This is a genomic window from Massilia sp. FBCC-B171 (assembly GCF_059134155.1).
The window spans coordinates 2,604,941-2,621,937 of record NZ_CP101443.1 but is presented as its reverse complement, the minus strand read 5'-3'; the positions used below and the strand labels follow the sequence as shown (position 1 = coordinate 2,621,937).

The window sequence follows — 16,997 nt, the reverse complement described above, 5'->3', positions numbered from 1 at the left end:
ACGCCTTCAGGCCGGCAGCGCTGCCGGCATCAAGGGCAAGCACACGCTGAAGACGGCGCCGCCGCCCGGCGCGTCGCCGATCGCAATCGAACCGCCGTGTTCTTCGACGATGCGCTTGCAGATCGCCAATCCCAGACCGGTGCCGCCCCGGGGCGCCATGGCGCCCTCCCCGATCTGCACGAAAGGCTGGAACACGCGCTCGCGCAGCGCCGGCGCAATGCCCGGGCCCGCATCGCGCACCGACAGGCAGGCGCCGCGCGCGTCCTGCGCCAGCCCCAGCACGACGGCGCTGCCCCTGGGTGCGACCTTGATCGCGTTCGACAGCAAGTTCGTCAGAACCTGGGTCATGCGGTCGTGATCGAAAGCGGCGGTCAGTGCGCCGGCCGCGGCTTCGCCCTCCAGCACCAGCGACACGCCGGCGGCGCCCGCCATGCCGTGCATGGTGCGGATCGCTTCGCGCGCCAGCGGCAGCACCGGCTGCACCGTCGGCTCGAACGACATCATGCCGGCCTCGATCTTCTGGATGTCGAGCATGTCGTCGACCAGGCGGTGCAGGCGGATGCAGTTGTTGTGCGCGATCTCGACCAGTTCCAGCACGTCCGGCGGCAGCGCCCCGAGGGCGCCGTCGGCCAGCAGCGCGAGCGAGGCGCGGATCGAGGTCAGCGGCGTGCGCAGTTCGTGCGACACGGTGCCGACGAACTCGTTTTTCGCCTGCTCGATGCGTTTGCGTTCGGTGATATCGCGCAGGAAGATGCTGAACACGGCCGTCTCGCCCTGGCCGGTGAGGCTGGTACTGATCTCGACCGGGATCCCGGCGCCGTGGCGGTCGGCGACGACCCGTTCGACGCGGCGCTCCGGTCGGCTGCGCGCGCCGCCGGCGAAATCGTCCATCGCCCCGCCCGCCGCCTCGCGCAGCTGGGCCGGCATGATCAGGTCGGCCAGGCTCTGCCCGATCGCTTCTTCGCGGCGCCAGCCGAGCAGCAACTCGGCCTGCTGGTTCCAGTCGACGATGCGCCCCGCCAGGTCGACGCCGATGAAGGCATCCTGCGCCGTCTCGACGATCGCCCGGATGCGCGCTTCGCTCACCTGCACGGTGGCCAGCGCGCGGCGCAGCTCCACCGTTCGCGCCTCGACCAGCTCCTCGAGCGTGCTGTTCAACTGCTCGAGCTGGCCGCGCCGCGCCTCCAGGTCCGATACCAGCGCATTGAGCGCGCTGCCGAGGGCGCGCACTTCGGCGTAATCGTCGGGCCGGGCCCGGATCGGCGCAATCGCTCCCTCGCGTAGCGCGGTGGCGGCGTTCGCCAGGCGCGCCAGGGGCCGCGTGATGCTGCGCGCGACCCAGACCCCGACGAGCGAAAACAGCAGGGCCAGCGCGGCGCCGCTCCAGATCACGTTCGCACGCATTTCGCGCACCGGCGCATAGGCCTGGGCCACGTCCTGGCGCACCAGCACGACCCAGCCCAGCCCGGGATAATTGCCATGGCCGGCGCCCTGCTGGAAGCCGACCACATACTGCCTGCCGTCCGGCCAGCGTTCGACCAGGTGGCCGCCACGGCGCGCCGTGCGTGCGCGCCGGAAGCTGTCGAGAGCGAGCACCTTGTCGGCAAGGTCCGGGGGCCCGAGCAGGACGCGCCCCTCGCCGTTCAGGATCAGCGCCTGCACCGGCGCCTCGCGCGTGGCCGAACCGATCACCGAGCGCTCGACGTCGCGGGCCCAGTTCCACGACAGGTGGGCGCCGAGCACGCCCTGCACGCGTCCAGCCGCATCCAGGTAAGGAAAGGCGACGTCGACGAAGCGGCGCGGCTCGGCCTGGGGCGGCAGCAGTTTGTCCAGCAGCAGCGCCTCGTGCACGTCGCCGGCATAGCCGCCGTCGAGGGCCTGGCGGAACCAGGGCCGCTTCGATACGTCGGCCCCGACCAGCAGGCCGTTGCCGGTGGCCTTGACCTTGCCTGCCAGGTCGACGACGCCGATCCATGCGTAGTACGAATAGCTGTCCTGCACCCGCTGCAAGGCTTCGGCCACGCGCGCGGCATCGTAGTCGGGGTCGGTCAGCATGGGCCGGCTGGCGATCAGTTCGACCTCGCGGTAGCGCTCGAACATGCCGCGTTCGAGCTTGTCGGAGGTCTGGGCCGCGAGGTCGGCCAGGCCGGCCCCGATCTGGGTCTCGAGCTGGCCGATGGCGCGCCGCTCGACCAGGCCAAGCAGGGCCAGGGTCAGGATCACCGAGAGCAGCGAAAAGGCCAGCGCCAGCCGGGTGCGCAGCCCGCGCGGCATGAAGGTGGTGAGTTCGATCCGCACGGCCGGCCCTATGCCCTTGTCGCCGTGCGCGCCGGCCGCGCCAACACCATGCCCAGCCGCAGCGCGGCATCGGTCACCTGCTCCAGGGGCGGCTGGTAGCCATTGCCGATCCAGCGCAGCGCGATGTGCATCACGCTGCCGACGATGCCGGCCTGGAGCAACTCGTCGGGCGCGGCGCCCTCCGGGGCGATCTGGCGCGCCACTTCGGCGCCGATCGCGCGCAGGGCGGCGTCAAATGCCTTGTCGACTTCCCGGCTCACGCCGCGGATCTCGACCAGGTAGACGCGGGCCGAGGCGGGTTCGCGCTGGAGCGCGCCGAAATAGGCGTCGAGCATGGCGCGCGCGCGGTTCATGCGCCCGCGCCCGGCGCCGCGGGCGGCCAGCGAAATCTCGTCGAACACGGCATAGGTCACCGCATTGAAGGAGGTCACGAGCAGCTCCTCGCTGTTGCCGAAGGATTCGTAGAAATAGCGCTCGGTGAGCCCGGCTGTATCGCACACCGCCTTGACGGTGGCCTGGCGGTAACCGCGCTCGCCATAGACGGCGATCGCCGCGGCGATCAGCTTGGCGCGCCGCTCGGCGCGGCGCTGTTCGGAGGAGACGCCGCGGTATGCGCGCGGCGCGGTCGTTTCGACGGTCATGCCGCTATTTTGACATACTTACTTGTCAGAAAAAATGTGACAATGTACAGTGTCACTATATAAAAAAACAACCAAGAGACACAATGCCACCCCTTACTTCGGCGCCGGACGAGGCGCCGTTCGACGTCCTGATCGTCGGCGCCGGCCTTTCCGGCATCGGCGCGGCCGTCATGCTGCAAGAGCGCTGCCCCGGCAAGCGCTACGCCATCCTCGAGGCGCGCGCCGCCATTGGCGGCACCTGGGACCTGTTCCGCTATCCCGGCGTGCGCTCCGACTCCGACATGTACACGCTCGGCTACGGCTTCAAGCCCTGGCTGGACGCGAAAGCCATCGCCGACGGGCCGTCGATCCGCAACTACATCCGCGAGACGGCGCACAGCCACGGCATCGAGCGCCACATCCGCTTCGGGCACAAGGTGCTGCGCGCTTCGTGGTCGAGCCTCGATGCGCTGTGGACGATCGAAGTACAGCTTGGCGGCACGGGCGGGACGACGCTGCTGCGCACCCGCTTCCTGCACATGTGCAGCGGCTACTACGATTACGAGCACGCCTACCGGCCGCATTTCGAAGGCGAAGCGGTTTTTCAGGGCCGGATCGTCCATCCGCAGTTCTGGCCGCAAGACCTCGACTACGCCGGCAAGCGCGTGGTCGTGATCGGCAGCGGCGCCACCGCCGTGACCCTGGTGCCGGCGATGGCAGCTACTGCGCAGCATGTGACGATGCTGCAGCGCTCGCCGACCTATGTGGTGTCGCGCCCGGCTGAATACCGCTTCGCCCAGCGCCTGCAACGGCGCCTGCCGCCAAAACTGGCCTACTGGGCGACGCGCTGGCGCGTGATCGCCGAATCGATGCTGCTGTACCGGATCGCGCGCGGCAAACCCGAACTGGCGAAACGCAAGATCGTGCAGATGGCCGCGCAGGCGCTCGGCCCCGGCATCGACGCCGCCCATTTCACGCCCGACTACAAGCCCTGGGACCAGCGCGTCTGCGTCGTCCCGGACGGCGACCTGTTCCGCGCCCTGCGCGCCGGCTCCGCGGAAGTGGTGACCGACCACATTGCGCGCTTTACCGAAGAGGGCATCGTGCTGGCGTCCGGCCGCGTGCTGGCGGCGGACGTGGTCGTGATGGCCACCGGCCTGTCGCTGTCGGTGCTGGGCGGCGCCCGGATCGAGGTCGACGGGCAAGCATATCAACCGAGCGCGCACATGGCCTACAAGGGCATGATGCTCAGCGACCTGCCCAACAGCGCGATGACCTTCGGTTATACGAACGCCTCCTGGACGCTGAAAGCCGACCTGACGGCGGCCTGGGTCTGCCGCCTCTTGAATTACATGGAACGCAAGGGCCAGGCGATCGCCGTGGTGCGCCAGGAGCCGGGCGTCGAGGCGCAGCCCTTCTTGAGCTTCACCTCCGGCTATGTGCAGCGCGCGCAGGCGCTGCTGCCGAAACAGGGCGCGCGCCGGCCGTGGCAGGTGTACCAGAACTATGTGCAGGACATGCTGACCATCCGCTTCGGCCGCATTGCCGACGGCGTGATGCGCTTTGGACCAAAAGGAAAGCTCCCATGAACGTATCGAACCGGGTCGCCGTGATTACGGGCGCCGGCAGCGGCATCGGCCGCGCCACCGCCCTTGCGCTGGCGCGGCGCCGTTGCCACCTGGCCCTCGGCGACATCGACGGCGCAGGCCTGAGGGAGACCGCCGCAATGCTCGCCAACATCGGCGTGCGCGTCACCACCCACCGGTTTGACGTCGCCGACCGCGAGGCGGTGCGCATCCTGCCCGGCCAGGTGCTGGCCGCCCACCGGCGTGTCGACCTGTTGATCAACAATGCCGGCGTGGCACTGGGCGGCAGCTTCGAGCAGGTCAGCGAAGAGGACTTCGAGTGGCTGATGGACATCAATTTCAACAGCGTGGTGCGCATGACGCGCGCCTTCCTGCCGATCCTGCGCCGGAGCGACTCAGCGCGCATCGTGAACGTCTCTAGCATCTACGGCATCGTCTCGCCGCCCGGCCAGGCCGCCTACTCGGCCAGCAAATTCGCCGTGCGCGGCTTTTCGAACGCGCTGCGCCACGAACTCGAAGGCAGCACGGTGGCGGTCAGCGTGGTCCATCCGGGCGGGGTGGCCACGGCGATCGCGCGCAATGCCCGCGTTCCGCAAGGCACGCCGCCGGACGACGTGGCGCAGGGGCGCAAGCTGGCCGAAAAACTGCTGCGCCTGGCGCCCGAGACGGCCGGCGAAATCATCGCGCGCGGGATCGAACAAGGCCAGTCGCGCATCCTGGTCGGCACCGACGCCAAGGTCGTCTCCATCCTCGAACGCATTTCGCCGGTTAATTACTGGCGCTTCCTGAAGAAAGCCACTGCCCGATGAAACTCCTCCTGATCGTGATTGCCTTGCTGCTCCTGGTGCTTGCCGGCCTGGCCTGGTTCACCTTGCGCACCGCGCGCCGCATCGAAGCCTATCTGCCGGCCCGCGGCCGATTCGTGGAGGTGCCGGGCGCGCGCCTGCACGTGCGCGAAGCCGGCAGCGGCCCGGCGGTCCTGCTGCTGCACGGCCTGGGCGGCCAGAGCGCGCACTTCGACTATGGCGTATTCGAGACCCTGGCGCGCAGCCACCGCGTGATCGCGGTCGACCGTCCGGGATCGGGTTATTCGGCGCGCGGCGCCGGCGCGCCTGCCGACCTCTCGACCCAGGCCGCCGCGCTGGCGGCCCTGATCGAGCACATGGGGCTGGAGCGGCCCACGGTGGCCGGCCACTCGCTCGGCGGCGCCACCGCGCTGACGCTGGCGCTGGAGCATCCCGACAAGGTCGGGGCACTGGCCCTGGTCGCGCCACTGACCCATGTGCAGGCAGCGCCGCCCGAAGTATTCAAGCCGCTCTCGATCGCCTCGCCCGGGATGCGCAAGCTCTTTGCCTGGACCCTGGCAACGCCGGGCGGGATCGCCGGCGGCAAGAAGGTGCTGGCAACCGTCTTTGCGCCGGAAAGCGCGCCGCACGACTTCCCGGTCAAGGGCGGCGGCATGCTCAGCCTGCGCCCGAGCCAGTTCCTCGCCGCCTCGGCCGACATGCAGGCCCTGCCCGGCCACATGCCGGGACTGGTGGCGCGCTACGGCCAGTTGAAGGTCCCGACCGCGGTGCTGTACGGCCGCGAAGACGCGCTTCTCGACTGGCAGCAGCATGGCCAGGCGCTGGCCGACAAGGTGCCGGGCCTGCAGCTGCAACTGGTCGACGGCGGCCACATGCTGCCGGTGACCCAGCCCCAGGTGGTGGCCGATTTCATCGCCGGATGCGCGCGCCTGGCCCTGCCGGCGGGGGCTGCCAACTAAGGGCTGCGCCCGCAAGCTCACACGTGTGTTCGCCTGAAACGGTATCATCTGTCTTCCAGGCCTGCCGGCGCTTCGCCGGCCGGGCTGCTTCAAACGGTTCCAGATGGGAGTTCGGCATGGTAGTGGTAACGCATAGCGGCAAGTTTCACGCGGACGACGCATGGGCGGTGGCCGTTCTCTTCATCCTGTTCCCGGACAGTCATCTCGTGCGCACGCGCGACACGGCCACGATCGAGGCAGCCGATTTCGCCATCGACGTCGGCGGCATCCACGATCCGGCCACCGGCCGCTTCGACCATCACCAGAAGGGGTTCGCCACCACCCGCCAGAGCGGCGTACCCTACGCCAGCGCAGGCCTGGTGTGGCGCGAATACGGCGCCCGCTGCGTCGCCGCGCTCGCCCTCGAACACACCGGCCAGGCCTTGACCCCTGACGCAGCCCAGCAGATGGCGTATGCGATCGACGCCGACATCGTGCAATACCTGGATTTGTCGGACGTCGGCGCGGCCAAGAACGCGCCCGGCGGCTATGGCCTGTCGGCGGTCGTCTCGGGCTTCAACCCGAACTGGATGGACGAGCAGCGGCTCGGCTACGGCGAGCCGTCCGACGCCTACCGCCTGAGCCAGTTCCGCAAGGCGATGGCGCTCCTGACCGACATCATGATCAATTCGGTCAAGTACCGGGTCGGCGCCCTGCTGGCCCTGGCCCGGGTGCGCGGCGCCGAGGTGCTGGAAGACGGCAAGCTGCTGTTCCTGGATAACGGCGCCCTGCCCTGGACCACCGTGGTGCGCAAGGAGATGCCGAAGGTGCTGTTCGTGATCAGCCACAGCATCGCCGAGCAGCGTTACATGATCCATGCGGTGCCGCTCAACGCCGAGAGTTTCGATGCCAGGGCCGACCTGCCCGAAGCCTGGGCCGGCCTGCGCGACGCGGATCTTGCCGCCGTCACCGGCGTGCCGGATGCGACCTTCTGCCACAACGGGCGCTTCATCGCGGCCGCCAGATCGTACGAAGGCATCCGCCAGCTGGCCCGCCTGGCGCTGCAGGACGTGGCGCAGGCGGTCGCGGCAAGCTAAGGATGTTTTCGATTGTCCTGAACATCGTCGGCACCCTGTTCCACTTCTATGTGGCGCACCGCCTGTACCGAATCGCCCCGGTCCGCGCGCGCGTGTCCATGAAAGCCTGGTGGCTGGGCGCCGTGCTGGTCTGGGTGGTGTATATCGTTGGCGTGCAGCTGGGCGACGAGGCGATCGACTGGCGCTGGTGGCCCGGGCAGTTCGCACTGACCTGGCTCGGCATCCTGTTCGTGATGACCCTGTGCCTGCTGCCGGTCGACCTCGCGACCGGCTTCGGCTTCTGGTGGCGCGAACGCAGCAGGCGTCTGCTCGGGATCGGCGCGCTGGCCGGGGCGCTGCTGGCGGGGTTCGCGGTGTTCCAGGGCGTGCGCGCCCCCGGCGTCGTCGAGTACGAAGTACGCATGCCGAAGTTGCCCGCGGCCCTCGACGGCATGACCCTGGTGATGGTCACCGACCTGCACCTGGGCGCCCAGCGCCGCGCCGAATGGATGGAAGACCGGGTCGCGCAGATCAACGCCTTGCAGCCGGCGGCAGTGGTGATGGTGGGCGACCAGGTCGAGGACAATCCGCTGGACGAACCCGCGCTGGCGCGCGCATTGCGCGGCCTGAAGGCGCCGCGCGGCGTCTGGGCTGTGACCGGAAACCATGAGTTCTATGGCGACGTCGAGACGACCGTGCGCGAATTCGAGGAAGGCGGGGTGCGCTGGCTGCGTGACGCCAGCGTCGAGCTGGCGCCGGGCCTGGTGCTGGCCGGGATCGAGGACGTCGGCCGCGCGATGCGGCGCAAGGGCGAGATCACGGGAAGTCTTGCACGCGTGCTGGCGCCATCGGCGCAGACGGCGACGATTTTGCTCTCGCACATTCCAGCCGCGCCCGTGATCGAGATGGCGGCCGCGCGCAGCGTCGGCCTGATGCTGTCCGGGCATACGCACGGCGGCCAGATCTGGCCCTTCAGCTACCTGGTGCAGCGGCGCTTTCCGCAGCTGGTCGGGCAGCATGCGATAGAAGACATGGCGCTCGTCATCAGCCGCGGCGCCGGCAGCTGGGGGCCGCGCATGCGCCTGTGGCAGGCGGGCGAGATCGTCAGGATCACGCTGCGCGCACCGCGCCAGCCGGGTGCTTCGTCCTAGAAGCACACCGCCGGCGTGAGGACTCATGCCACTGAATTACCGGTTCTGCTGCCCTTTCGAGGCAGGATCGTCGTCGCGTCCCTCATCGGTCACGCGCGCGCCCTGCTGATTCTGGCCCTGGTCCGACTGGCGATTGCCTTTCGTCCCGCCAGTCAGGTTGCCCATGCCTTCGAGGCCGGTGTCAATCCGTCCGCCGCCGCTCGAAAAACCCTGGTCGCCCGCATTCGAGGTGCCGTCGTCCAGCAGGTCGTCGGTGCGGCCAGCCGATTGCTCGCTGGCGCCGCCTTTGAGCTTGCTGTCGCCGGTGCCGCCCACGCCCATGCTGCCGGCGCTGCTGGTGCCGTCCTTCGTGATCTGATCCCAGGAACGGCCTTTTGCATGCTTCTGGTCGTCTTGTGTCGACATCGTGCTCTCCTTTTACGTTGGTATCGCTCCATCATAGTCGCCCGGTGCCCGGGAACAATCGGCGCACGGGCGACAGGGATGTAGGACAGGCCGCACGAATGGATGAACGCGTCAGGCGAAAAAAAACGGCGCCGCGAGGGCGCCGTCTCTGGAGGCAAACCAGATTACTTTTTGAAGTAGAGCACGCGGCCGGTCAGCTTGATGGTGCCCGCGCCGGTCAGCATGTCTTCGCCGCCGGTGAGCGTGCCGCCGCCCGTGACCTTGGCGAACTTGCCGGTGCCGCCGGTGACCTGGAAGGTCGCACCGGAGAACACGTATTTCGCGCCTTCGCCGGTCGGGACCATCTGGCCGCTGTAATTGGCGTAAATCTGCTCGCCCGTGGTCGTCATGACGATGAACTTGCCGTTGCTGAAGTTATACAGCGGCGGGACCGGGGTGATGCAATCGGTTGCGATGAAGACCACTTTGCCGCCCATCAGTGCGCTGGTGCCGTGGCCGCTGATGGTGCCGCCGAACTTCGACAGGCAGCGATCGGTCGGACCGACGGCTTCGACCAGCACGCCTTCAACGTCGAGCGCCTGGACTTCCCAGCTACCCGCCGATGCCGAGGCCGAAGCAGCCAGCAAAAGGGTGACAGCGGCTGGACGGGCGATCGTGCGCAGGAAGGAAGTGAACATGTGTGTCTCCAGTGATAGATAAGATTTAATAATAATAACAATTTTATAAAGATATGCGCGCACGCTCAGCAGTCGCTGTGGTGCTCAAGATACATGTCTTGCTGGAAACTTATTATAAATATTGACACACTTGCGTGCGCCGATTAGGGCTCAGCTGAGATAAGGTGTCGGGGACACAGAAACGGAGAAAACATGCGCATCGCCACCTTCAACATCAACGGCATCGGCAGCCGCCTCCCGGCCCTGCTGGAGTATCTCGAGGAAAAAAAGCCGGACGTGGCATGTCTGCAAGAATTGAAAGCGCCGCAGGAACGCTTCCCGCTGGCCGAGATCAACGCCGCCGGCTACGGGGCGATCTGGCAGGGGCAAAAGAGCTGGAATGGCGTGGCCATCCTGGCGCGTGGGCAGGACCCGGTCGAAGTCACGCGCGGCTTGCCGGGAGACGACAGCGACGAACAGAGCCGCTACCTGGAAGCCGTGGTCGGCGAGCTGGTCGTCGCCTGCCTGTATCTGCCGAACGGCAATCCGGCGCCAGGACCGAAGTTCGATTACAAGCTGGCCTGGTTCGAGCGCCTCATTACGCGGGCCCAGCAACTGCTCGACACCGGCGCACCGGTCGTGATCGCCGGCGACTACAACGTCATGCCGACCGAGCTCGACGTCTACAAGCCGGAGCGCTGGCTGACCGACGCCCTGTTCCGGCCCGAAACGCGCGAGGCCTTCCACCGGCTGGTGAACCAGGGCTGGACGGACTCGCTGCGCGCCATGCATCCGGATGAAGTCATCTACACCTTCTATGACTACTTCCGCAACGCCTACGGGCGCAACGCCGGCCTGCGCATCGACCACCTGCTGCTCTCGCCGACGCTGGCGCCCGCCCTGCGCGCCGCCGGGACCGACCACGACATTCGTGGGCGCGAGAAGCCGAGCGACCACGTCCCGACCTGGATCGAACTCGATTTAAGCGCGCTGGCGACGCAGAAGGCGGCCAAAAAGAAAGCGTGAATCAGCGCGTGATTCAGCGCCCGCTGCGGTCCGCCAGGAACTGTTGCGCGCGCGGATGGACCGGGCGTGTGAAGAAGTCTTCCGGAGATGCGCGCTCGAGGATGCGGCCCTCGCTCATGAACAGGACGCGGTCGGCCACGTCGCGCGCAAAGCCCATCTCGTGGGTCACGCAGACCATGGTCATGCCCTGGCCAGCGAGTTTGCGCATCACCTGCAGCACTTCGCCCACCATTTCCGGATCGAGCGCGCTGGTCGGCTCGTCGAACAGCATGATGGGCGGACGCATCGCCAGCGCACGGGCGATCGCCACGCGCTGCTGCTGGCCGCCCGAAAGTTCGTGCGGGTAGGCGTCGGCCTTGTGCGCCAGGCCAACGCCGTCCAGCAGTTCCATCGCATAGGCACGCGCTTCAAGCTTGCTGGCGCGCTTCAGGTTCACCGGCGCCAGCATGCAGTTTTCCAGGGCCGTCAGGTGCGGGAACAGATTAAAGTGCTGGAACACGAAACCGATCCCGGCGCGCAAGGCGTTCACGTCCAGACCGCGCGCGTGAATGTCGCGCCCGTCGATGGCGATGCGCCCGCCGTCGATTTCTTCCAGCCGGTTCAGGGTGCGGATCAGGGTCGACTTGCCCGAGCCCGAGGGGCCGCAGACGACGACGACTTCATTCTTCGCGACCTGCTCGCTGATGTCGGCCAGGGCGTGATACTGGCCGTACCACTTGTTGACCTTGTCGAGTTGGATCATGGACTTGCCTTTGAAACGGATGCCTGTGCCGGCCGCCGGTTCAGGCGGCGCTCGAGCAGGAAGGCCAGGCGCGACAGGCCAAAGCACAGGACGAAATAGGTAAGCGCCAGCACGATGTAGACCTCGACCGCCTTGGTGAACACCAGGGTATTGACCTGGGTGGCGATGAAGGATACTTCGGACAGGCCGATGATGTAGCCGAGCGAGGTGGCCTTGATGGTCGCCACCAGCTGGCTCACCAGCGAGGGCGACACGTGGCGCAGCGCCTGCGGCAGGATCACGAGGCGCAGCGCCTGGCCATACGACAAACCGAGCGAGCGCGCGCCTTCGAGCTGGCCTTTCGGCAGCGACGCGATGCCCGCCTTGACGATCTCCGCCAGGTAGACGGCGTCGAACAGCACCAGCGTCATCAGCATGGTCGTCGCCTGGCCAGTCTTCACGCCGGTCACGGCCGGCAGGAAGAAGTAGGCCCAGAACACGACCAGCAAGAGCGGCACGGCGCGCACCACCTGCACCAGCACCGCCACCGGCCAGCGCACGGCGCGGTAGGGACTCACGCGCGCCACGCCCAGCACCAGGCCGAGCGGCATGGCCAGCACCAGCGCGGCGGCCGACAGCAGGATGGTCAAGGACAGGCCGCCCAGCGGCCCGTTCGGGTATTGGCCGACGAGGAAGTACAGCCAGTAGTCCTGGATCAGTTCAAGCATCGTGGCCTCATACAGTGCGCACCGGGAAGCGGCGCGCGTAGAGCTGCGCCGCCAGCGAGATCGCGAGCGACACCGTCAGGTAGGCCAGCGTGGCAAAGGTGAACGCCTCGACGCTGCGGAAGGTCGCCGTCTCGACGCGCGCGGCCTGGTACATCATCTCGGCCGCGCCGATGACGGTGGCCACGCTGGTGTCCTTCCACAGGTTGACCGTCTGCGACAGCAGGGGCGGCACGGCGATGCGGATCGACTGCGGCAGCAAGACCAGGCGCAGGCTGGCCATGCGGCCCAGGCCCAGCGAACGGGCCGCCTCCATCTGGGCGGCGGGCACGGCGCGGATGCCGCTGCGGATGTCCTCGGCCATGTGCACGCCGGCGTAGAGGCTCAGGGCGATTGCGGCGCAGATGAATTCGGGATTGCTGTCGTACAGGGCCAGCTTGACCGGTTCGGGCAGCAGCTCGGGAAAGGCGAAATACCAGAACAGCAGATGCGCCAGCAAGGGCACGTTGCGCACGCCCTCCACCAGCGACGCGCCGATCGCGCGCAAGGCGCGGCTGGTTGAGGTGCGCATCAGCGCGATCGCCACGCCCAGCGGCAGCGCGATCACGAAGCTCGCAACGAGCAGCTGCAGCGAAAGGATGAAACCCTGCACCAGCCAGTCGTGGTACTCGCCCGACTGGAGCAGGCTTGCGTCAAAAAACGTCAACGGAGGATACTCAGAGCTTGTCGGTGTGGATGGTGAAGGTGCGCTTGGCGATGTTCGGGCGCGTGCCCGGGCCATACCATTTCACGAACAAGGCGTTGGCCGTGCCGCTGGTTTCCAATTCGCGCAGGGTCGCATCCACGATCGCCTTCAAGCTTTTCTCGCCCTTGCGCAGGCCGAGCGCGATCGATTCGACGCCGATACTGGTCGGCAGGATGGTGAAGTTCTTCGCATTGGACCCAAGCTTGCCGAAGTCGGCCAGCAGCGAGGACTCGTCGTTCACGTAGGCGATGCCTTTGCCCTGTTGCAGCGCCTGGAAAGCTTGCTGGGTATTCTCGAAAGTGACGACGGTGGCGGTCGGCACCACGGCGCGGATATTCGTCTCCTGGGTGCCGCCACGGACGGTGACGACCTTCTTGCCGGCCAGCTGAGGCAATGCGTTGATGCCGCTGGCAACGCGCACCATGACCTTCGAACCGGTCACGAAGTGGGTCAACGCGAAATCGACCTGCGACTCGCGCTCCTTGTTGTGGGTCAGCGTCGCGGCCAGCACGTCGACATGGCCCTGCTGCAGCTCGGGAATGCGGGCGGCGACCGACATCTGCTTGAACACCGGCTTGACGCCGATTTTCTTGGCGACGGCTTTCGCCAGGTCGATTTCGTAGCCGACCAGTTCGCGCGTTTTCGGATCGATGAAACTGTTCGGCTCGTCGGTACCGAGCACGCCGAAGACGATCTCGCCCTTTTTCTTGATGTCGGCCAGCTGGTCGGCACGGGCGGCCGAGGCCACGGCGAATTGGGCGGAAAGCGCGATTGCGCAGGCAAGCAGGGTGCGTCGGGTGGCCATGGGACTCCAGGTACGTGAATAAGCGGACCAAAGAGTATACGCCAGGTGAATGACTGCGCGAAGGATCGAATTCCTATAAGAACATGTGCCAGAGGCATAAGGGCGCAGCGTTTCTCTCGACGCTGCGCCCGTTCAACTACGCGTTAGCCGTCACTTACCGTTGCCGGAATTCGTGCCCGTGCCGCTGCCGCCCGTACCGCTGCCGCTGCTGCCAGCGCCGGCACTGCCGCTGCCGCTGCCGCCTGCGGAAGCCGAGCCGCTGAACGATGCGGGCAACTGGGCCGACGTGGCCTGCTCCGCCAGGCCGCGCGCGCCGGCTGCCGCGCCGTTTGCGCTACCTGCCGCCGCGGCGCGCCCGTTGGCGCCGGTAGCCGCCGCATACTCACGCGTGCTGGCCAGCTGGCTGCGCGCCGCGCCGGCTGCAGGTCCGGCGGCCCCGCGTGCGCCGCCCACGGCGCTACCGGCCAGTGCGCTTGCGCTGCCGAGGGCGCCTGCCTGCGAGAGTCCCACTTCGCCGGTGACGCCGCCCTGCCCTGCCGCATTCGACGGAGCTGCGGGCGCCGCCGTGCGCGCTTCACCATTGCCGGCGGCATTTGCCTGGCCGCTGACGCTGCGCTCGACGCGCCCGATATCGGGCAGTCCACGCCCGCCCATCGTGGACATGCCGCCCATCCCGCCCATGCCGCCCATGCCGCCGCCGATGCTGCCGGCGCCGCGCATCACGCCCCCGACGCTGCCGCCCAGGCCGCCGCCGCCCCCGAGCAGTTGGGCCTGCGCGGTTGCGGTGGCGGACAAGGCGGCGACGATGGCGAGCTGGCGAAGGATGTTGTTGGCGATGTGCTTGTTTTTCATGGTCATTCTCCTGGTTGTGGCGCTCGGATTGCGCGCCGTTATCAGGAAAACGAGCGGACGCGGCCGTTTAATCCATGCCACATCACTTTTTGGCGCTGTTCGCGTTAAGTGTGGAATTTCCCGGAACGGCTGAGGTCCAACCTCAACCGTAATCAGACCGGAGACGCCATGCAAGCACGTCCGTTCGATCACTTCCTCAAGCAACTTCCCGCGCTGACCCGGCGCCAGCGCGAGCGCCTGCTTTCCCTCCTTGTTCCCGCGGCCAAACGCGACCAGGCCGTAGACCTGATCGAGCAAACCGCAGCGCAGCGTATCGCGTGTCCGGACTGCCACTCGCGCCAGCTGCAACGGCACGGCCGCGCCAGCGGCTTGCAGCGCTATCGGTGCAAGGACTGCGGACGCACCTGCAACGCCCTGACCGGCACGGCGCTGGCGCGCCTGCGCCACAAGGAGAGGTGGATCGACTACCTAAGCCGCATGCTCGATTCGCGCAGCATCCGCCGTACCGCCACCGATGTTGGCGTGGCCGGCGCGACCAGTTTTCGCTGGCGCCACCGTTTCCTAAAAATCAGCAAGGACGACCGGCCGCAATTCCTGGGCGGCATTGCCGAAGCAGACGAGATGTATGTGCTCGAATCGCACAAAGGGTCACGCACGCTCGATCGCCCGCCACGCAAGCGCGGTGGTAAAGCCACAAAACGGGGGATATCGAACGAGCAGATGTGTGTGCTGGTGGCCCGCGACCGCACCGGCCAGACCCTGGACTGGGTCCCGGGCAAGGGAATGCTGACACTAGCGCAATTGCACCAGCACCTGCTGCCGCGCCTGGAACGCGATGTCCTGTTGGTTTCCGATGGCCATCCCGCGTACCGGACCTTCGCGCGGCAAGCCGGCATCACCCATGAGGCGGTCAACCTGAAAGCCGGGATCCGGGTGCGCGGTGCTATTCACGTGCAGAACGTCAACAGCTACCACAGCCGGCTGCGTGGCTGGCTACTCCCCTTTCGTGGCGTGGCCAGTCGGTATTTGACTAATTACCTGGGCTGGCGCTGGGCACTCGATGGCGGGCGCATCGGTACGCCAGAGGGATTGCTACAGGCGGCGCTGGGCATTGGGCGCAAGGCAGATTTCCACACTTAACGCGAACAGCGCCCTTTTTTTTAACGTAGCCGGGCGGGATCCGTCCGCAAGCCTGCGCCCACCACGCCATGACCCGTAACGTTGCTGACGCCCTCACCCTCGCGCACGGCCTGCGCGGCCAGGGCGGCCAGCGCCCGTGCAGCCGCCGCCTGGTCCGGCTGCGGCAAGGCCTGCGCCAGCAAACCGGCGACGATGGGCGCCGCGAACGAGGTGCCGCGCACCTGGCGAAACGGCGGCGTGCCGAGCGCGGCACTCACCATCTGGCTGCCCGGCGCGCCGAACATCACTTGCGGTCCGCGCCCCGCTTCCGGCAGCGCGCGCCCCTGGCGGTCGACGCCGGTGACGCCGACCACGCCCGGGTAGCTGGCCGGGTAGAGCGGCGGCGCGGCCGGTCCGTCGTTGCCGACCGCCGCCACCAGCAGGTGGCCGCGCTTCTGCATGGCGGCGACCACGCGTTCCAGGGTGGCGTTCGGCGGACCGACCAGGCTGATGTTGACCACGCCGACCCGCGCGCGCGCCATCCAGCCGAGCGCGCCGGCGATCTTGTCGGCCGAGCCGCCGCTCGGGCTGTCGCAATAGATGTCGGCCGCGTACAGGCGGGTTCCGGGGGCGGCGCCGGCGAAACGCCCTGCACGCCCGACCAGAAGCGCGGCCACCGCCGTGCCGTGGGCGGCGGGGTGCGGCTTGCCCTCGCAGCCGAAGGTCTCGATGGCGGCCCCTTCGAACACCTGGTGCGCCACGTCGACACCGCTGTCGACCAGGCCGACGGCGCCCGCGGCTCTTGCCGCGCCGCTCGCAGCGCCCGCTGGCGCGCCGGTGCCGGCGTCGAGCGGCAGCGCGCCACTGGCGGTGTACACATGATTGAAATCATAGGAACCAGACGGGTCGAGTTCGCGCAGGCGCAGCAAGGCCTCCTGCGTGGAGAGCTGCGGCGGCACCCGCAGCACCAGCAGCGACTCGCCCAGTTCCTCGAAACGCTCCTCGCGCAGGATCTCCAGCCCGATGCGGCGGGCCGCGCCGTGCGCCGCCTCGCCCGCGCCATTGGCGAGAATTTCGCGCCGCACCACCGGTTCGCCGCGCGGATCGGCTTCGAGTACCTGGCGGTGGCGCTGCAGCAGCGCCTCGACGGTATTCAGGCGCAGGCTGCGCAGGTCGCCCGGCACCGTGCGCTCCACCAGGCGCTCGACCGGGCGCAGCATGCCGTCGACGCCCGGCGCGCCGAGCCCCGGCGGCAGGGTCAGGGCCGGCAGGCGCAGCTGGGCCTGGGCGCTGCCGGCGCCGCACAGCATCAGCGCGCAGGCAATGTAAATACGGTAGTTCAAGAGCAGGCAAGGCGGTTTCATGGTCGCGATCATAAGGGAAGCTCGTCCGTTTAAAAGAAAAACGATTGGCAGATGGAATAAAATCCCTCCCGCTGACGTTTTATCGATGTGAACCGACCTGATCC

At 67.7% G+C, this 16,997-nt stretch carries 16 protein-coding genes and 1 pseudogene; 7 read left to right on the top strand and 10 right to left on the bottom strand.

Features of this window, described 5'->3' with window-relative positions; all coding sequences use genetic code 11:
- Positions 1 to 6 precede the first annotated feature (6 nt).
- A complete protein-coding gene (locus tag NMB41_RS11895; protein WP_494382651.1) occupies positions 7 to 2,298 on the bottom strand; it encodes a sensor histidine kinase in 2,292 nt (763 codons plus the stop codon).
- Between the two features lie 8 nt (positions 2,299 to 2,306).
- Entirely contained in the window at positions 2,307 to 2,939 is a 633-nt protein-coding gene (locus NMB41_RS11890) for a TetR/AcrR family transcriptional regulator (protein WP_494382650.1), read from the bottom strand.
- Between the two features lie 83 nt (positions 2,940 to 3,022).
- Between NMB41_RS11890 and NMB41_RS11885 the strand changes: the two genes are divergently transcribed.
- The 5 genes from NMB41_RS11885 (at position 3,023) to NMB41_RS11865 (ending at position 8,475) form a co-directional block, all read left to right on the top strand.
- A complete protein-coding gene (locus tag NMB41_RS11885) occupies positions 3,023 to 4,507 on the top strand; it encodes a flavin-containing monooxygenase (protein ID WP_494382649.1) in 1,485 nt (494 codons plus the stop codon).
- A complete protein-coding gene (locus NMB41_RS11880) occupies positions 4,504 to 5,313 on the top strand; it encodes an SDR family NAD(P)-dependent oxidoreductase (RefSeq protein ID WP_494382648.1) in 810 nt (269 codons plus the stop codon). Before NMB41_RS11885 ends, NMB41_RS11880 begins: the two co-directional genes overlap by 4 nt.
- The gene (locus NMB41_RS11875; RefSeq protein WP_494382647.1) at positions 5,310 to 6,269 is read left to right on the top strand and encodes an alpha/beta fold hydrolase; all 960 of its coding nucleotides are present in this window, start codon (positions 5,310 to 5,312) and stop codon (positions 6,267 to 6,269) included. The genes NMB41_RS11880 and NMB41_RS11875 overlap by 4 nt, the downstream gene beginning before the upstream one ends.
- Positions 6,270 to 6,385: 116 nt before the next feature.
- On the top strand, positions 6,386 to 7,345 hold the full coding sequence (locus tag NMB41_RS11870; protein ID WP_494382646.1) for an MYG1 family protein: 960 nt from the start codon (positions 6,386 to 6,388) through the stop codon (positions 7,343 to 7,345).
- A 2-nt stretch (positions 7,346 to 7,347) separates the two neighbouring features.
- Entirely contained in the window at positions 7,348 to 8,475 is a 1,128-nt protein-coding gene (locus tag NMB41_RS11865; protein ID WP_494382645.1) for a metallophosphoesterase, read from the top strand.
- A 36-nt stretch (positions 8,476 to 8,511) separates the two neighbouring features.
- Here the strand turns inward: NMB41_RS11865 and NMB41_RS11860 are convergent, their stop codons facing one another.
- Both NMB41_RS11860 and NMB41_RS11855 read right to left on the bottom strand, forming a co-directional pair.
- On the bottom strand, positions 8,512 to 8,880 hold the full coding sequence (locus tag NMB41_RS11860) for a hypothetical protein (RefSeq protein WP_494382644.1): 369 nt from the start codon (positions 8,878 to 8,880) through the stop codon (positions 8,512 to 8,514).
- Between the two features lie 164 nt (positions 8,881 to 9,044).
- Positions 9,045 to 9,557, bottom strand: coding sequence for a hypothetical protein (locus tag NMB41_RS11855; protein ID WP_494382643.1), 513 nt, complete (start codon positions 9,555 to 9,557; stop codon positions 9,045 to 9,047).
- A gap of 192 nt (positions 9,558 to 9,749) precedes the next feature.
- Between NMB41_RS11855 and xth the strand changes: the two genes are divergently transcribed.
- A complete protein-coding gene (gene xth, locus NMB41_RS11850; RefSeq protein ID WP_494382642.1) occupies positions 9,750 to 10,562 on the top strand; it encodes an exodeoxyribonuclease III in 813 nt (270 codons plus the stop codon).
- A 13-nt stretch (positions 10,563 to 10,575) separates the two neighbouring features.
- Here xth and NMB41_RS11845 read toward each other — a convergent pair whose 3' ends face one another.
- From NMB41_RS11845 to NMB41_RS11825, 5 genes are all read right to left on the bottom strand, one after another.
- Complete coding sequence (locus tag NMB41_RS11845) at positions 10,576 to 11,304, bottom strand: amino acid ABC transporter ATP-binding protein (RefSeq protein ID WP_494382641.1); 729 nt, start codon at positions 11,302 to 11,304, stop codon at positions 10,576 to 10,578.
- Positions 11,301 to 12,011, bottom strand: coding sequence for an amino acid ABC transporter permease (locus NMB41_RS11840; RefSeq protein WP_494382640.1), 711 nt, complete (start codon positions 12,009 to 12,011; stop codon positions 11,301 to 11,303). Before NMB41_RS11840 ends, NMB41_RS11845 begins: the two co-directional genes overlap by 4 nt.
- A gap of 7 nt (positions 12,012 to 12,018) precedes the next feature.
- Positions 12,019 to 12,714 (bottom strand): amino acid ABC transporter permease, encoded by a 696-nt coding sequence (locus NMB41_RS11835; protein ID WP_494382639.1) that lies wholly within the window; start codon positions 12,712 to 12,714, stop codon positions 12,019 to 12,021.
- 10 nt (positions 12,715 to 12,724) lie between these two features.
- Positions 12,725 to 13,558, bottom strand: a complete 834-nt coding sequence (locus NMB41_RS11830; protein ID WP_494382638.1) for an ABC transporter substrate-binding protein — start codon at positions 13,556 to 13,558, stop codon at positions 12,725 to 12,727.
- Between the two features lie 150 nt (positions 13,559 to 13,708).
- Positions 13,709 to 14,410 (bottom strand): hypothetical protein, encoded by a 702-nt coding sequence (locus tag NMB41_RS11825; protein WP_494382637.1) that lies wholly within the window; start codon positions 14,408 to 14,410, stop codon positions 13,709 to 13,711.
- A gap of 168 nt (positions 14,411 to 14,578) precedes the next feature.
- On the opposite strand from NMB41_RS11825, the pseudogene NMB41_RS11820 reads away from it, so the two are divergent.
- A pseudogene (locus NMB41_RS11820) lies at positions 14,579 to 15,579 on the top strand (IS1595 family transposase).
- On the opposite strand, the gene NMB41_RS11815 reads toward NMB41_RS11820, so the two are convergent.
- Positions 15,571 to 16,893, bottom strand: a complete 1,323-nt coding sequence (locus tag NMB41_RS11815) for a S8 family serine peptidase (protein WP_494382636.1) — start codon at positions 16,891 to 16,893, stop codon at positions 15,571 to 15,573. The pseudogene NMB41_RS11820 and the gene NMB41_RS11815 overlap by 9 nt on opposite strands.
- Between the last annotated feature and the right edge of the window lie 104 nt (positions 16,894 to 16,997).

Coding starts and splice junctions, on each gene's coding strand:
- NMB41_RS11875 (WP_494382647.1), top strand. CDS start 5,310: ATGAAACTCCTCCTGATCGTGATTGCCTTGCTGCTCCTGGTGCTTGCC.
- NMB41_RS11870 (WP_494382646.1), top strand. CDS start 6,386: ATGGTAGTGGTAACGCATAGCGGCAAGTTTCACGCGGACGACGCATGG.
- NMB41_RS11845 (WP_494382641.1), bottom strand. CDS start 11,304: ATGATCCAACTCGACAAGGTCAACAAGTGGTACGGCCAGTATCACGCC.
- xth (WP_494382642.1), top strand. CDS start 9,750: ATGCGCATCGCCACCTTCAACATCAACGGCATCGGCAGCCGCCTCCCG.
- NMB41_RS11815 (WP_494382636.1), bottom strand. CDS start 16,893: ATGAAACCGCCTTGCCTGCTCTTGAACTACCGTATTTACATTGCCTGC.
- NMB41_RS11830 (WP_494382638.1), bottom strand. CDS start 13,558: ATGGCCACCCGACGCACCCTGCTTGCCTGCGCAATCGCGCTTTCCGCC.
- NMB41_RS11860 (WP_494382644.1), bottom strand. CDS start 8,880: ATGTCGACACAAGACGACCAGAAGCATGCAAAAGGCCGTTCCTGGGAT.
- NMB41_RS11855 (WP_494382643.1), bottom strand. CDS start 9,557: ATGTTCACTTCCTTCCTGCGCACGATCGCCCGTCCAGCCGCTGTCACC.
- NMB41_RS11825 (WP_494382637.1), bottom strand. CDS start 14,410: ATGAAAAACAAGCACATCGCCAACAACATCCTTCGCCAGCTCGCCATC.
- NMB41_RS11885 (WP_494382649.1), top strand. CDS start 3,023: ATGCCACCCCTTACTTCGGCGCCGGACGAGGCGCCGTTCGACGTCCTG.
- NMB41_RS11880 (WP_494382648.1), top strand. CDS start 4,504: ATGAACGTATCGAACCGGGTCGCCGTGATTACGGGCGCCGGCAGCGGC.
- NMB41_RS11890 (WP_494382650.1), bottom strand. CDS start 2,939: ATGACCGTCGAAACGACCGCGCCGCGCGCATACCGCGGCGTCTCCTCC.
- NMB41_RS11865 (WP_494382645.1), top strand. CDS start 7,348: ATGTTTTCGATTGTCCTGAACATCGTCGGCACCCTGTTCCACTTCTAT.
- NMB41_RS11840 (WP_494382640.1), bottom strand. CDS start 12,011: ATGCTTGAACTGATCCAGGACTACTGGCTGTACTTCCTCGTCGGCCAA.